Source organism: Candidatus Poriferisocius sp., from assembly GCF_965219775.1.
Classification (GTDB): Bacteria; Actinomycetota; Acidimicrobiia; order Acidimicrobiales; family Bin134; genus Poriferisocius.
This window is the reverse complement of sequence record NZ_OZ244793.1, coordinates 1,324,272-1,337,622: the sequence shown is the minus strand read 5'-3', so window position 1 is coordinate 1,337,622 and position 13,351 is coordinate 1,324,272. Positions and strand designations below refer to the sequence as shown.

Here is a 13,351-nt window from a genome sequence, read left to right as displayed (position 1 = left end):
GCCATCGGGCGCGGATACAGGGTGTGAGCCTGATTCTTGATTCGGGGGTTGGAGCGAGACGGGTTCAGCTTGGGTCAGCAGACGAGGGGCAATCCCTTGTCGGCTCGGGAAGCAGGAGCGGGAGGGGGGTCCGGGGTCGGAGTTCGCTGCGGGATTTTGCGCCGGTGCCCCTTGGGGTGCCCGGTGGGGTGGTGGTGGCGGTGGGTTTTGCGGTGGCAGGTGGGGCAGAGGAGGACGAGGTTGTCGATGTTGGTGGGGCCGCCGTGTTCCCAGGGGAGGATGTGGTGGATGTCGCAGGCTTGGGCGGCGAGGCCGCAGTCGACGCAGGCCTGGTCCCTCGCGTACAGGGCGAGGCGTTGGGCTTGGTTGGGGGCTCGTTGGGTGCGGCCGAGGTAGAGGGGCTGGCCGTCGGTGCCGAAGATGGCCGGGATGATGTCGGCGTCACAGGCCAGGCGGCGGAGTTCTTCGATGTCGATGGGGGTCCCGTCGATGAGTTCGGCGTCTTGGAGCACCCCGTGGATGGGATCCCATTCGGCGGTGACCACCAACGTCGTCTTCTGCGGGGTAGGCCCGCAATCGGTGCCGTTGGAAGCCTCACCGTCGGTTTCGGGGCGGTTGCCTGCCGGTTGTTGGGTGATGAGGGCGACGAGGGCATCCGCGTTGCGTTGCTGGAACGACCGTTCCTGACCGGTCTTGCTGTCGTGGTGGAGCAGCCGGGTGTTCATGGCCGATAGGGCGGTTTTGACGCGTTGGCCTGCGATGGCGTCGAGTTCGGCGTGGACGATGACCATGTCGTTGTCCCCGTCGAACACCTTGGCATTGCGGCGGGCGTGTTGGCGTTCGGTGCGGGTCATCCCATCGGCGGCCATGCGTTGGTTCTCCATGGTTGCCAACGACCGGCGGAACTGGTCGAACGACTGGGTCAGGGCCAACTTGACCAACTCGTACCCGTCCCCATCACGTAGGGGGGCGCGTTCATGGGAGGCGGCGATCAACTCGGCGTGGTCCATGGTGATGAACCCATCCTTGGCGGCATCCAACACATCCGGCAGTGCCCGCAACCCCTTGGCTGTCTTGGCCTGACGCTTGGCCTTGCGGGAAGCCAAACCGAACTGCTGGCAGACCGCTTCCACGGTTTCGTCGCCGGCGAGTTCACCCAACCGGACCAACAACCCGGCCAGGTGCGCTTCGATCTGGCGGCGGACCGTGTCGGTTTCCAACACCCTCTTGATCACCCCAGAGGCATCCAACTCCGAATAATCCTGCAACTCGAACTCGGCAACCATCGCCACCACCGCATCCCGCACCCCGCCCGGCGAGTCAGCAGTTGTGCTGTTGGAAGTATCAAGCTTCATACATGCAAGTATACCAACCCCGGTGACAACAACCCCCCAGAATTAGGGAAAAAGGCAAGATTCTTGTGGCAATTGTGAATCAACTGGCAGAAGTCTTCTTGCCATGAGTGTGTCACTATCTGCACCGCTCTAGATGTCTGCCCTGGTGTGTTCCTTCAGATTGTCTATAGAGCAGAAATAGTAAGTCCAACCACAGGATGAGCCAGCTATCACCGGCTCAATGGACCGTCGTGCCCCACACCGGGAGCTTCTACCGGCGGCGGTGTCGTACGGTGCTCGCCGTAGGGTCGGTCTAGACCACGATGAGATCCTGGTTGTCGCGGTCCGGGAGACTCGACGGCACGCTACGGTGGGGCCTGTGGACATGGATGCATCAGTGGACCCCATTGAGACAGTGACGCCAGCGGTGGTCATGACGGCCCATGAAGCGGCACTGCTACGGAATCCTGAGGTTCTCGCCCAGGTAGAAGCCGGCCTTGCCGAGGATGCTGCGGTAGCTCCGTCGGAATCGCGGCGGCGTTGGGCAGAGGTCGCATCTACATCGGGCTGATGGGAATGGGATCGGCCGGCGGCACTGGTCAGGCGGCGGGCTTGTAGTGGGAGGAGTGGGCTCGCTGGAGGTGTTCGGGTAGGCGGCGGAGCTGGGACGAGTTGAGTGGGGGGAGGCGTCGCCGGATGGCGTAGCCGGCGTGGCCCTCCGCGGCCAGGCGGAACATGACCAGCCGGTGCAGGGCGCGTTCGAGCCCGCCCCGGGCCCCCGGCTTGGGGCTGATGCCCAACTGCAGGGAAACCGGGGTCATCGCCAGTTCGAACCCGTCGGGCGAGTTGTCGAACTCCTGGGCCACGAAACGCAACAGCCACGCCGCCGTGGGACCGACGACCCCGAGCCAGAACTGCTCCACGTACCTGGACCGGGGGTCGTATCCGTGTTCCTCGGTGATCAGGTCGCGCCAGGGTTCGATCCACAGGGAACCGTGGGTGAAGGGTGTTGCCATGAGACAATCGTTTCTGCCGGATAAGGACCGGCCCGAGGTGAGGAGGAAGCTTTCAATGCATATTGCCTATTTCCATAGCGTGCTGTCAAGGGCCGTATGGGGCGGATCGAGGTAGGGCGGATAGAGATAGCCGAACAGAGAGAGGGGAGGACCGATGCAACCGATTTCTGAATTGGGTGACGAACTGCACCGTGCCCGCACGCTGGTGCAGGAGGCCGAGCGGGTGGTGGTGCTCACCGGGGCGGGCATCTCCACCGACAGTGGGATCCCCGACTTCCGGGGGCCGGAGGGGCTGTGGACCAAGAACCCCGAAGCGGAGAAGACGGCCACTCTGTCGTCGTACGTGGCCGACCCCGAACTGCGCAAGCGGAACTGGCAGCGACTGGCCGAGGGGTCGATGTGGGAGGGCAAGAGTCCCAACCCCGGTCACCGGGCCCTGGTGGAGCTGGAGCGCCAGGGCAAGCTGCACACCCTCATCACCCAGAACGTGGACGGCCTGCACCGGGCGGCGGGCACCTCGGAGGAGCGGCTGGTGGAAATCCACGGCACCACCTCCAAGGTCCGCTGCCTGACCTGCGGGGATCTCAACCCCATGGCGAGCGCCCTGGAGCGGGTGCGGGCCGGGGAGGCCGACCCCCCGTGCTTGATCTGCGGAGGCATCTTGAAGTCGGCCACCATCTCCTTCGGGCAGAACCTGGTGATGGAGGATCTGGCCCGGTCGGAGCAGGCCGCCCAGGAGTGTGACCTCCTGTTGGCGGTGGGCTCCACCCTCACCGTGTATCCCATCGCCAACGTGGTGCCCATCGCCCACCAGGCCGGGGCCCGGCTGGTGATCGTCAACGCCGACCCCACGCCGTTCGACGGGATGGCCACGGTTGTGCTGCCCGCCTCCATCAGCGACGCGCTGCCGGTGATCGTCGCCTCCTGACCGGTGCGGCCCCGGATGGGCCTTGCCCTCTGACCGGTGCGGGCCACCGGTGCGAATAGAGGTTGGCCAAATCGGACTAATTCAGTAGGATTTATGGGGATTGATGTCCGTTTGACCCGATGTCCGGCCCGACCGAGGTACACACCGCTATGCCCACGTTCCGAGACCTGCTGAGAGAAGCCAAGTCCAAGATCCGAGAAACCGACCCGGCCGGGGCCCAGGCCCTGCTGGACCAGGGTGCGGTGCTGCTCGACGTGCGCGAGCCCGACGAGTTCGAGCAGGGGGTGGTACCGGGATCGGTCCTCATCCCCCGGGGCAACCTGGAGCCCAACGTGGAGAACCGGTTGCCCGACAAGGGCGCCCCGGTGGTGGTGATGTGCGCCGGCGGCGTTCGCTCGGCCTTCGCCGCCGTGACGCTGCAGGAGATGGGCTACGCCCAGCCGATCTCCATGGACGGCGGCTTCAACCGCTGGAAGGACGAGGGCCGCCCCTGGGCCCTGCCGTCGTCGCTCACCCCCGAGCAACGCAACCGCTACCACCGCCACCTGCTGCTGCCGGAGGTGGGCACTGAGGGCCAGCTCAAACTGCTGAACGCCAAGGTGCTGTGCCTGGGTGCGGGCGGGCTGGGCTCTCCCGCCGCCCTGTACCTGGCCGCTGCCGGGGTGGGCACCGTGGGCATCGTGGACATGGACGTGGTGGACGCCTCCAACCTCCAGCGCCAGATCCTCCACAACCTGGACCGGGTGGGCGAGCGCAAGGTGGACTCGGCCAAGAAGACGCTCAACGCCCTGAACCCCGATGTGAACGTGGTGACCTACGACGTGCGGCTCGGGGCCGACAACATCTTGAACATCATCGCCGACTACGACGTGATCGTGGACGGGGCCGACAACTTCCCGGTGCGTTACATGCTCAACGACGCCTCGGTGAAGCTGGGTATCCCTGTGGTCCACGGGTCGATCTTCCGGTTCGAGGGCCAGGTCACGGTGTTCGACCCCCGCAACGGTCCCACCTACCGGGACATGATCCCCGAGCCGCCCCCCGCCGAGTTGGCTCCCAGTTGCGCCGAGGCCGGCGTGCTGGGCGTGCTGCCCGGCATCGTGGGGTCGATCCAGGCTCTGGAGGCCATCAAGCTGATCCTGGGCCACGGCGACACCCTGGTCGGGCGGCTCTTGGCCTTCGACGCCAGCGAGATGTCGTTCCGGGAGTACAAGCTGCGGCCCGATCCCGACCAGCCCATCACCTGGGAGAACCGCGACAAGATCCAGGTGGTGGAACTCGACGGTCTCTGCGCCCCCGCCCCCGTGGGTTAGCCCCCGGCTGCGGTCTCGCCCTCAGCCTCACCATCCTGTTCTTCCAGTTGGCGGCGGAGGAGGGCGACCTCTTCCATGAGGACCTGGATGCGCTGCTCGGAGCGGCTGAGTTCACCGGAATAGTGCACCAACACGATGAGCACGAAGCCCAAAGCGGCCATGAACACCAGTGACGGGGTGTAGTCGACGCCCAGCCAGCCCCCCACGGTGTCGGCCACGTCGGGGACGGCGGCCAACACCAGCATCAGCCCCGAGGTGGTGGCCCACAGCAGGCCGTACTTCGATCCCAGCCCGCCCCGACGCTGCAGGGTGAGGATGATGACCACCACCAACGCGGCCAACAGGGCCGACACCACCCGGGCAGTAAGGCTCATGATCCGGTTGCCATCGGATTGGCGTGCGACAGGGCAACAAGGCTCATGAACGACCTCCGATCAGGACCGCCAGCAGCGTTCTGACGTAGTGGAAGGCCAGCGCCGCGCCCTTGGCGGTGGGCTGGCCTCCTTGGCGGGGGGCCATGGTCACCGGCACCTCGGCGATGGCCAGCCCGGCCCGGGCGGCGATCGACAGGCCGAGCAGGTTGTCGAGGTAGCCGGCGGGGAGTTGCCGGGAGAACAGCTCCACGCAGGGCCTGGACAAGGCCCAGAAACCCGACGTGGGATCGGTGAGGAACACCCCGCGGCGGTGGCGCAGCACCACGGCGGCCAGGCGCATGGCCAACCGCCGGGTTGGCGACACCGGGTAAGTCTGGGAGCAGCCGGGGTGGAATCGGCTGCCCAGCACCAAATCGGCACCGCCGTCGATGGCTGCCAGTAGGGCCGGGAACTCGGCGGCGATGTGCTGGCCGTCGGCATCCAGCACCACGGCGTGGTCCCACGGGCGGCCGGCGGCGTAGCGGAACCCCAGCCGCAGGGCGGCGCCGTAACCCATGTTGACCGGGAGGCGCAGCACGGTGGCCCCGGCCCCGGCGGCCACGCCCGAGGTGGCGTCGAACGATCCGTCGTCCACCACCACCACTTCCACCTCTCCTGAATTGGCCCGCTGCACCTCGGCGATGACCGAGCCCACGGTGTCGGCCTCGTTGTAGGCCGGAATGACGGCGATCAGCCGGGGGACGGACACAGGGAAAGACTAGGACGAGGCAGCCACGCGACCGAATGTGGTCAATCCAAGGCTAGGCAGCCACACCGGCCAGGGTGGCCCCGGCGGTGGCCAGCACCACGGCGGTCACGCCCCAACGGATGGGGCGGTGGCCGATCACCGGCACCATCGCGGCCACGGCAAAGGGCAACAGCGACAGCCCGTAGCGGGGATTGGTGTCGAAGTAGACGCTCATGGTCACGTAGCTGGCCACCATGGTCACCACCCCGGTGGCCACCATGGCGATGGCCGTGGCCCCGGCCAGGGCCCGGTGCGTCGACCCCCGGGCGGCAAACACGGCCACCGCCCCCAGTCCGGCGAGCACCAGCAGGTTCAGCGCGTCACCCAGGGGTTCCAACCAGTTGCGAGGCAGGGTGTCGGGGACGAACGGATCCCGCAGCGGGCTGACCGCGGCCGTCAGCTCGTCGCCCAAGTTGTTCCACTGGAAGCTGTCCACCCGGTAGATGGCGTTGGTGGGCAACTGCTCGGCAGGGATCAGCCCGCGAGCGTCCTGTACGGCCGACCAGGCGACGATGGAGCCCACCGTCAGCACCACAGCAACCCCAGCGACGGCCACCAGGCGGGTGACGCGCGGGCCTTCCCTCCGATCCGGGTCATCCGGGGTGCCTCGGCGTTGCCAGGCCCGGATGGCCAGATAAATCACCGCCGCGCCCACCGCCATCGAGTTGGTGAACTTCAGCCACACCGCCACCAGGGCGGCCATGGGCAGCAGCCATCCGGGGGCCCGCTGCCGGTCCCAGCGCACCGCGGCGGCCAGCACCAGCGCCCCGCCGAGCAGGGCGGTGGTATCGGGGTTGATGATGGACGACTCGTGCAGCACCCGAGGGGACACCACCAACAGCCCGAGCAGTAGGGCCTTGGCCCAGATCGACGCCCCCAGGCTGCCCAGCACGTACCACAGCACCACGGCGGCGGCCCCGAGCCACACGATGCCCATCAGCCGGGCCCCGGTGACCGGGCTGCCCACCTCAGGGACCACCTCAATGACCGCGCCTCCCAGGGCGGTGGTGGTGGCGTAGACGGGCGGATGGGGTGAGGCGGTGTTCAGCCCCGAGTTGGGAAACTGGTCGGGCGTCATCAGCAGCGACCGGCAGTCGGGCAACTCCACCCGGCGGACGCTCTCGGGGCCGATGGTGGCCACCCCCCGGGCCCCCGTGAGGTGCAGGTAGTCGTTCAGGGCATCGATGGACAGCCGCAACGGATAATCGATTCCCCGGCAGGCCGCCTCCTGCATGGCCTGGGGACCGATCACGTCGCCATGGCGGGGCACGTGAAACGGCGACTTGAGGGTGTAGTCCATGTGCTGCAGCTCATCGATGTGGGACAGGGCCGGGTGGTCCCGCACGTGCAGCCCCACCAGCACGGCCACCGCCACCAGCACCGTCAGCAACGCCAGACGGTCCCGATTCCCCGCAGACATCTCGTGGAGTGTCGCAGAAACGAGCGCTCTTGTCCTGCTCGAAATGGGGCGCTCCTGGCGAGGTCGGCCCACCACGGACCCCCGCCATCGGCGCGGTAGGTTGCTGGGGGTGAAAGGGGGTACCCGGTCCGGACGGATTGCCGAGGGGACGGCGCCTGCACCGCGGGTCCGCGTGACGGTGATCCTCACCGGGTGGGCCGTGCTTCTGGGGCTGATGGCGGGGTGCGGGCCGGAGGTGCCCGACAACCTGACGTTTCGCCGGGAGATCATGACCGCCCACGACGTCGCCGCCCGTGATGCGCTGATCGCCGCGCAAGAGCAGCAACTGTTCCGCTTCCGCTGTCAGTTCGACTTCGACACCCACACCGTGCCCGGGGGCTGCGTCGACGGCCGGCCCGTTGGTGCCCCCCCGCCGACCGTGGCGCCGATGGGTGAGCCCGCGCCGGAGGATCCCACGCGGGAGGAACTTGCCGCCCGCGACGAGCTGGTTCTTGCCCAGGAGGCATTGCTGAACGACTATCGGTGCCGGTTCAACGTGGAGACCCAGCTCGTGCCCAACGGCTGCCCGGATCGATGAGCGGCGTCGTAGGGCTGCCCAGGACGAGCAACCGGGCTCGCCGGGTGTGGGCCGCTCTGGCCTCGAAGCGGGGGGCGGGCGCGGTTGGCCTGATGGTGGTGGTCGTGGTGGCGGTGGCCATCACCGTGTTGCAGGGGAAGGATCATCCTCACTTCTCTCGGGTGGACGAACTGCAGCACTTCGACTACGCGCTGAAGGCACCGTCGGCGGGGGTGCGGATCGGCGAGCAGTACGGGGCGGAGGCCATGGGGGTATTCGCCTGCCGGGGGGTCGACATCCCCGACTGGGGGCCGGGCAGTTCCAATCTGCCGCCTTGCGGGGACCCCCAACCCGATCCCGCCCGCTCGCATTCGCTCGGCTACAACTCCGCCTACCTGCACACCCCGGTCTACTACACCGCCACCGGATTGATCGGCGAGGCGGTGGGCGGCCTTCCCGGGGTGGAGAGTTCGCTGGTGGCGTATCGCCTGGTCGGGGTTGCGTGGCTGGCCGCCGGCTTGGCGGCGGTGTGGTACGCGCTGGGCTTGGCTGGGGTGGGCCTCGGGGGTCGCATGGCGGTGGTCGGGCTACTCGGGGTGTCGCCCATGGTGATTCATGCCTCGGCGTTCGTGAACCCCGACGCCACCGGACTGCTCGGGGGGGCCCTGGTGGCGGTGGCGCTCCTGAAATGGGAGGCGGGCCGGTGGCCGTGGTGGATGCTACCGGCGGCCTCGGCGGTGGCCGTGGCCTTGCGGATGACCAACTCGGCCGCCGTGGCCGTGGTGGCGATCTACTTGGGGGTGCGGGTGTGGCAGAAGCGGGATCGGGTGGGGGAGCGGCTGAAGGTGGCCGGGACGTCGGTCGGGGCTGCGTTGGCCGTGGTAGCGGCCTGGCGGGGGTGGCAGAACGCCCGCAAGCTGGACGAAGAGCACAACCTGCCCCTGTATCTCTCGGAACGCTTCGACTCCTTCCGCTGGGAATCGCTGGACGAGCAAATCCGAGCGGTGGTCACGCCGTTTCGTGACCAGTGGATCCCCGATGTCCTCCCCCGAGGCGCCCTGGTGCCTTTGGGGGCAATGGCCGACATCGGGCTGCTGGTGCTGTTGGGGGCGGCGGTGGCCTTCGCCGCGGCCAAGTCGGCTCATCGGGCCCTGGTGGGCGGGGTGTTCGCCGCCATGGTGGGCATGGGCCTGTTGGTGATGTTGACCAACTACTGGACGCTGTCGCGCGACGCGTTGGCTCCGGGCCGGTACGGGTTGGCCATCGTGCCGTTGGCCGCGGTGGCGGTGGCCCCGGTGTTCCGCCGTCACGTGCCGGCTCCCATCCTGGTGGGGGCGCTGGCGGTGGCCACTGGGGCGGTGATGCTCCACGGCGTGCTGGTCTCCGACACCTCGCCGGCCGTCGCCCAGCCGCCCGACGACGAGACCACCATGGGGGTGTGGTGCTCCACCACGTCGACGTCGGCGACCTGGCGGTGGAACGAGGTGTCGGGCGCCGACGCCTACCGGGTGAGCCGGGACGGCTGGTTGTGGGAGGAGTACTCGGCCACGTCGTTCACCGGCCGGGACCTCCCACCCGACACCGACGTGACAATGCAAGTGCGAGCAGTGAACGACCGGGGCGAAGAACTCGGCCCCACGGGCATCGGAACCTGTCGAACCGCCCCCGGAGGCGACATCGACGTCTCCTGCACGGCGACCGCAACCCGGATCACGTTCCTCTGGAACCAGGTGCCCGGCGCCACCCGCTACCGGGTGCAGACCGATCTGGGGTATCCCTGGCTGTTACAGACCCGACGGACCAAGGTGGTCGACCACTTCCGAGCCGGGGAAAGCGCCGAGTTGTTCGTGCAGGCGGGCAACGCCGACGGCTGGAACGAAGAGGGAGTGGCGAGGGCCTCCTGTCGAGCTGGGCCCTGAACGAAGAGGGAGTGGCGAGGGCCTCCTGTCGAGCTGGGCCCTGAGGCCGGCCCCTGAGGGGGCCCCGTCGGGAAAAGCCACCGGCACCCGGTGTAACCGGATCCGTCGGTCGGGTCCTACACTGGCCAGCGGATGAAGGGCTTGATTCTCTCGGGGGGTGCGGGCACTCGGCTGCGTCCGCTCACCCACACCCGGGCCAAGCAACTGGTTCCCATTGCCAACAAACCGGTGCTGTTCTACGGCATCGAGGACATGGCCGCCGCGGGCATCACCGAGGTGGCCATCGTGGTGGGCGACACTGCGGGGGAAATCCAGGAGGCGGTGGGCGACGGCGCCCGCTTCGGGGTGCAGATCACCTACATCCACCAAGAGGCGCCCCTGGGGCTGGCCCACTGCGTGCTCATCGCCCGGGACTTTCTGGGCGACGACTGTTTCGTGATGTACCTGGGCGACAACATGCTGGAGCAGGGCCTGGCCGAGTTCGTGGAGCGTTTCGAGGCCCGCCGCCAACGCCCCAGCCTGCTGGACGGATCCGACGCCGGGCCGTGTCGGGCCCAGATTCTGCTGGCCCCGGTGGAGAACCCGTCGTCGTTCGGCGTGGCCGAAATCGGCCCCGACGGCCGGGTGGTGAACCTGGTGGAGAAGCCCGCGCAGCCCCCGTCCAACCTGGCGCTGGTGGGGGTGTACTTGTTCGATTCGGTCATCCACGACGCGGTGCGGGCCATCGAGCCGTCGGATCGGGGCGAGCTGGAGATCACCGACGCCCTGGCCTGGCTGATCCATGGTGGCCATCACGTGAGCCACCAGCTCCTGGACGGTTGGTGGATCGACACCGGCAAGAAGGACCCCCTGCTGGAATGCAATCGCCTGGTGCTCGACACCATCGTCCGCCGGGTGGACGGGGGGGTGGACGGCGCCTCCAAGGTTGAAGGGCGGGTGGTGGTTTCGCCGGGGGCCAAGATCGTCAACTCCACCGTGCGGGGCCCGGTGGTGATCGGGGAGGACACCCGCATCGAGAACGCCTTCATCGGCCCCTACACCTCCATCGGCAAAGGCTGTGCCATCACCGACGCCGAACTGGACCACTCGGTGGTGTTGGACCACAGCCGCATCGACGGGGTGGGTCGGATCACCGATTCGTTGGTCGGCCAGCAGGTACAGGTGTCCCGATCGCCCGACCTGCGCCGGGGCCTGCGGCTCATGCTGGGGGACCACTCCCATCTGGAGTTGGGATAGCCCGTGGCTGCCGTCAGCCCGTGCGAGTCGATCTCGGGGGTGTTCATCGTGACCCCCGACGTCCACGGCGACGAACGGGGCCTGTTCGTGGAGACCTACCGCCGCGAGTGGATCCCAGGAGTCCGGGAGATGGTGCAGGCCAATCGGGGCGACCGCCGGGCCGGTTCGGTGGTGGGTTTGCACTACCACCGCCATCAGGCCGACTACTGGTACGTACCGGTGGGGCAGGCCCGGGTGGTGCTCCACGACCTGCGGGTGGGCTCGCCCACCGACGGGCGCACGGTGACGCTGCCGCTGGGCACCGAGCCCGACGGCGTGAACCACCACCGGGGGGTGTACATCCCCGCGGGGGTGGCCCACGGCTTCGCCGCCCTGTCCGACATGACCATCACCTACCTGGTGGACGGCTATTACAACCCCGAAGACGAGCTGGGGGTGGCGTGGGACGACCCCGAGATCGGCGCCGACTGGGGGGTGGACACCCCGGTCTTGTCGGCCCGGGATCAGTCGCTACCCCGCCGCTCGGCCATCCCCGACCATCTGCGCCCCCGATTCGGCGCCGTGGGGTGACGTGAGCCTCCCGGTGGCATGACCCTGCGAGTGGCATGAGGCTCCTGGTGACCGGCGGGGCCGGGTTCGTGGGCTCCAACTACGTGCGCTGGGTGCTGGGCCACACCGACGACCACGTAGTGGTGTACGACGCGTTGACCTACGCCGGCCACCGGGAGAGCCTGCAGGATCTGGACGACGACCCCCGGCTGGTATTCATCCGGGGCGACGTCTGCGACCTGGCCGGGGTGACCGCCGCCATGGAGGGTTGTGACGCGGTGGTCCACTTCGCCGCCGAGAGCCACGTGGACCGGTCCATCGTCGGCCCCGACGCCTTCGTCCGCACCAACTGCGACGGCACCAACGTGGTGTGCGACGTCGCCCGCCAACTCCAGGTGGACAAGATGGTCCACGTGTCCACCGATGAGGTGTACGGCTCGATTTCGGAGGGATCGTTCACCGAGGCCGACCGGCTGGCCCCCCGGTCCCCCTATTCGGCCACCAAGGCCGGATCGGACTTGATCGCCCTGGCCTACCGGGCGACCTTCGACCTGCCGGTGATGGTGACCCGCTCGTCCAACAACTACGGCCCCTACCAGCACCCCGAAAAGCTCATCCCCCGGTTCACCACCAACCTGCTGGACGGGTTGACCGTGCCGTTGTACGGCGACGGTCTGAACGTGCGGGACTGGTGCCATGTGCGCGACAACTGCGCAGCCATCGACTTGGTGTTGCGCCGAGGCCGTCCGGGGGAGATCTACAACATCGCCGGGGGCCGGGAGCTGACCAACCGGGAACTGACCGACCGCCTGTTGGCCCTGTGCGGGCGAGACCAGTCGTTCATCCAGCCGGTGGCCGATCGATTGGGCCACGACCGGCGCTACTCGGTGGACGCCGCCAAGATCACCTCCCTGGGGTGGATGCCCCGAGAGGATCTGGACGAGGCCCTGGCGGCCACCGTGGCGTGGTACCGGGACAACCGCTGGTGGTGGGAGCCCATCAAGCAGGCCGTGATGGCCAAGGAATCAAGCTGATGCGGGTGCTGGTCACCGGGGCCGCCGGTCAGCTCGGGCGTGAGGTGGTGGACCGGTTGACGGCTCTGGGCCACGAGGTGACCGCCGCCCCCCGCGACACCCTCGACGTGGGGCGGCGCGACCACGTGCTGGGGGCGGTGGGGGCCATCCGACCCGACGTGGTGGTGAACGGCGCCGCCTTCACCGACGTGGACGGGTGCGAATCCGACGCCGACGGTGCCTACCGCACCAACGCGCTGGCGGTGCGCCACCTGGCCGAGGCCTCCCGTCGGTTCGACGCCCACCTGTGCCACGTGTCCACCGACTACGTGTTTTCCGGTGACCAGGCCGAGCCCTACCACGAGTGGGATCGGCCCGATCCCCGGTCGGTGTACGGGGCCAGCAAGCTGGCCGGTGAACAGGAGGCCGGCGAGGCGGCCACGGTGGTGCGGACCTCGTGGCTGTGTGGTCGCCACGGCCCCAACATGGTGCGCACCGTGCTGCGGCTGGCCGGCGAGGCCGGCCCGTTGCGGTTCGTGGACGACCAGCGGGGATCGCCGTCGTTCGCCGCCGATGTGGCGGTGGTGATCGAGAAACTGTGCGCCGACCGCCGGCCGGGGCTCTACCACGTGACCAACCAGGGGGCTGCCACCCGCAATGAGTTCGCCCGGGAGATTCTCCGTGCCGCAGGCGGTGACCCCGACCGGGTGCAGCCCATCACCACCGCCGATTTGGATCCACCGCGGCCCGCGGTTCGCCCGTTCAATTCCGTGCTGGAGAACCGAGCCCTTGCCTTGGCCGGGCTCGAGCAGCCCGGTGACTATCGGGAAGCGCTCCGGCGCCTGGTGGCCGACTTCTCGGGCTGAGCATCGGGCCCAGCCGACGCAGGCTCACGGGGTGGCTCGC

At 68.4% G+C, this 13,351-nt stretch carries 13 protein-coding genes; 8 read left to right on the top strand and 5 right to left on the bottom strand.

Translation table 11 applies throughout. The features are described from left to right. Positions 1-74 precede the first annotated feature (74 nt). A complete protein-coding gene (locus tag ACOQPQ_RS06100; protein WP_420638553.1) occupies positions 75-1,355 on the bottom strand; it encodes a DUF222 domain-containing protein in 1,281 nt (426 codons plus the stop codon). Between the two features lie 578 nt (positions 1,356-1,933). After that, a complete protein-coding gene (locus ACOQPQ_RS06095; protein ID WP_420638552.1) occupies positions 1,934-2,350 on the bottom strand; it encodes a hypothetical protein in 417 nt (138 codons plus the stop codon). A gap of 154 nt (positions 2,351-2,504) precedes the next feature. On the opposite strand from ACOQPQ_RS06095, the gene ACOQPQ_RS06090 reads away from it, so the two are divergent. After that, the gene (locus tag ACOQPQ_RS06090; protein ID WP_420638551.1) at positions 2,505-3,278 is read left to right on the top strand and encodes an SIR2 family NAD-dependent protein deacylase; all 774 of its coding nucleotides are present in this window, start codon (positions 2,505-2,507) and stop codon (positions 3,276-3,278) included. Positions 3,279-3,427: 149 nt separating this feature from the next. Continuing rightward, complete coding sequence (moeB, locus tag ACOQPQ_RS06085; RefSeq protein WP_420640364.1) at positions 3,428-4,591, top strand: molybdopterin-synthase adenylyltransferase MoeB; 1,164 nt, start codon at positions 3,428-3,430, stop codon at positions 4,589-4,591. On the opposite strand, the gene ACOQPQ_RS06080 is transcribed toward moeB, so the two are convergent. The 3 genes from ACOQPQ_RS06080 to ACOQPQ_RS06070 are packed head-to-tail and all read right to left on the bottom strand — an operon-like array spanning position 4,588 to position 7,172. Then, positions 4,588-4,965: a DUF2304 domain-containing protein gene (locus ACOQPQ_RS06080; protein WP_420638550.1), complete on the bottom strand. Its 378-nt coding sequence runs from the start codon at positions 4,963-4,965 to the stop codon at positions 4,588-4,590. The two genes, moeB and ACOQPQ_RS06080, sit on opposite strands and share 4 nt — an antisense overlap. 43 nt (positions 4,966-5,008) lie before the next feature. After that, on the bottom strand, positions 5,009-5,713 hold the full coding sequence (locus ACOQPQ_RS06075; RefSeq protein WP_420638549.1) for a glycosyltransferase family 2 protein: 705 nt from the start codon (positions 5,711-5,713) through the stop codon (positions 5,009-5,011). A gap of 52 nt (positions 5,714-5,765) precedes the next feature. Further along, a complete protein-coding gene (locus tag ACOQPQ_RS06070) occupies positions 5,766-7,172 on the bottom strand; it encodes a hypothetical protein (protein WP_420638548.1) in 1,407 nt (468 codons plus the stop codon). A gap of 172 nt (positions 7,173-7,344) precedes the next feature. Between ACOQPQ_RS06070 and ACOQPQ_RS06065 the strand changes: the two genes are divergently transcribed. The 6 genes from ACOQPQ_RS06065 to rfbD all read left to right on the top strand — a co-directional run bounded on the left by ACOQPQ_RS06065 (position 7,345) and on the right by rfbD (position 13,311). Further along, positions 7,345-7,749 carry a hypothetical protein gene (locus ACOQPQ_RS06065; protein ID WP_420638547.1) on the top strand — a complete coding sequence of 135 codons (405 nt, stop codon included), beginning with the start codon at positions 7,345-7,347 and terminating at the stop codon, positions 7,747-7,749. Next, a complete protein-coding gene (locus tag ACOQPQ_RS06060) occupies positions 7,746-9,647 on the top strand; it encodes a hypothetical protein (RefSeq protein WP_420638546.1) in 1,902 nt (633 codons plus the stop codon). Before ACOQPQ_RS06065 ends, ACOQPQ_RS06060 begins: the two co-directional genes overlap by 4 nt. 132 nt (positions 9,648-9,779) lie before the next feature. Further along, entirely contained in the window at positions 9,780-10,883 is a 1,104-nt protein-coding gene (locus ACOQPQ_RS06055; protein WP_420638545.1) for a glucose-1-phosphate thymidylyltransferase, read from the top strand. A 3-nt stretch (positions 10,884-10,886) separates the two neighbouring features. Continuing rightward, positions 10,887-11,453 carry a dTDP-4-dehydrorhamnose 3,5-epimerase family protein gene (locus tag ACOQPQ_RS06050; RefSeq protein ID WP_420638544.1) on the top strand — a complete coding sequence of 189 codons (567 nt, stop codon included), beginning with the start codon at positions 10,887-10,889 and terminating at the stop codon, positions 11,451-11,453. Positions 11,454-11,488: 35 nt separating this feature from the next. Beyond that, positions 11,489-12,466: a dTDP-glucose 4,6-dehydratase gene (rfbB, locus tag ACOQPQ_RS06045; RefSeq protein ID WP_420638543.1), complete on the top strand. Its 978-nt coding sequence runs from the start codon at positions 11,489-11,491 to the stop codon at positions 12,464-12,466. Beyond that, a complete protein-coding gene (rfbD, locus tag ACOQPQ_RS06040; RefSeq protein WP_420638542.1) occupies positions 12,466-13,311 on the top strand; it encodes a dTDP-4-dehydrorhamnose reductase in 846 nt (281 codons plus the stop codon). Before rfbB ends, rfbD begins: the two co-directional genes overlap by 1 nt. The last annotated feature ends 40 nt before the right edge of the window (positions 13,312-13,351 follow it).

Excerpts from the sequence above, each read along its gene's own strand:
- ACOQPQ_RS06090 (WP_420638551.1), top strand. The coding sequence starts at position 2,505 with ATGCAACCGATTTCTGAATTGGGTGACGAACTGCACCGTGCCCGCACG.
- ACOQPQ_RS06060 (WP_420638546.1), top strand. The coding sequence starts at position 7,746 with ATGAGCGGCGTCGTAGGGCTGCCCAGGACGAGCAACCGGGCTCGCCGG.
- rfbB (WP_420638543.1), top strand. The coding sequence starts at position 11,489 with ATGAGGCTCCTGGTGACCGGCGGGGCCGGGTTCGTGGGCTCCAACTAC.
- ACOQPQ_RS06095 (WP_420638552.1), bottom strand. The coding sequence starts at position 2,350 with ATGGCAACACCCTTCACCCACGGTTCCCTGTGGATCGAACCCTGGCGC.
- rfbD (WP_420638542.1), top strand. The coding sequence starts at position 12,466 with ATGCGGGTGCTGGTCACCGGGGCCGCCGGTCAGCTCGGGCGTGAGGTG.
- ACOQPQ_RS06080 (WP_420638550.1), bottom strand. The coding sequence starts at position 4,965 with ATGAGCCTTACTGCCCGGGTGGTGTCGGCCCTGTTGGCCGCGTTGGTG.
- ACOQPQ_RS06070 (WP_420638548.1), bottom strand. The coding sequence starts at position 7,172 with ATGTCTGCGGGGAATCGGGACCGTCTGGCGTTGCTGACGGTGCTGGTG.
- ACOQPQ_RS06100 (WP_420638553.1), bottom strand. The coding sequence starts at position 1,355 with ATGAAGCTTGATACTTCCAACAGCACAACTGCTGACTCGCCGGGCGGG.
- ACOQPQ_RS06055 (WP_420638545.1), top strand. The coding sequence starts at position 9,780 with ATGAAGGGCTTGATTCTCTCGGGGGGTGCGGGCACTCGGCTGCGTCCG.
- moeB (WP_420640364.1), top strand. The coding sequence starts at position 3,428 with ATGCCCACGTTCCGAGACCTGCTGAGAGAAGCCAAGTCCAAGATCCGA.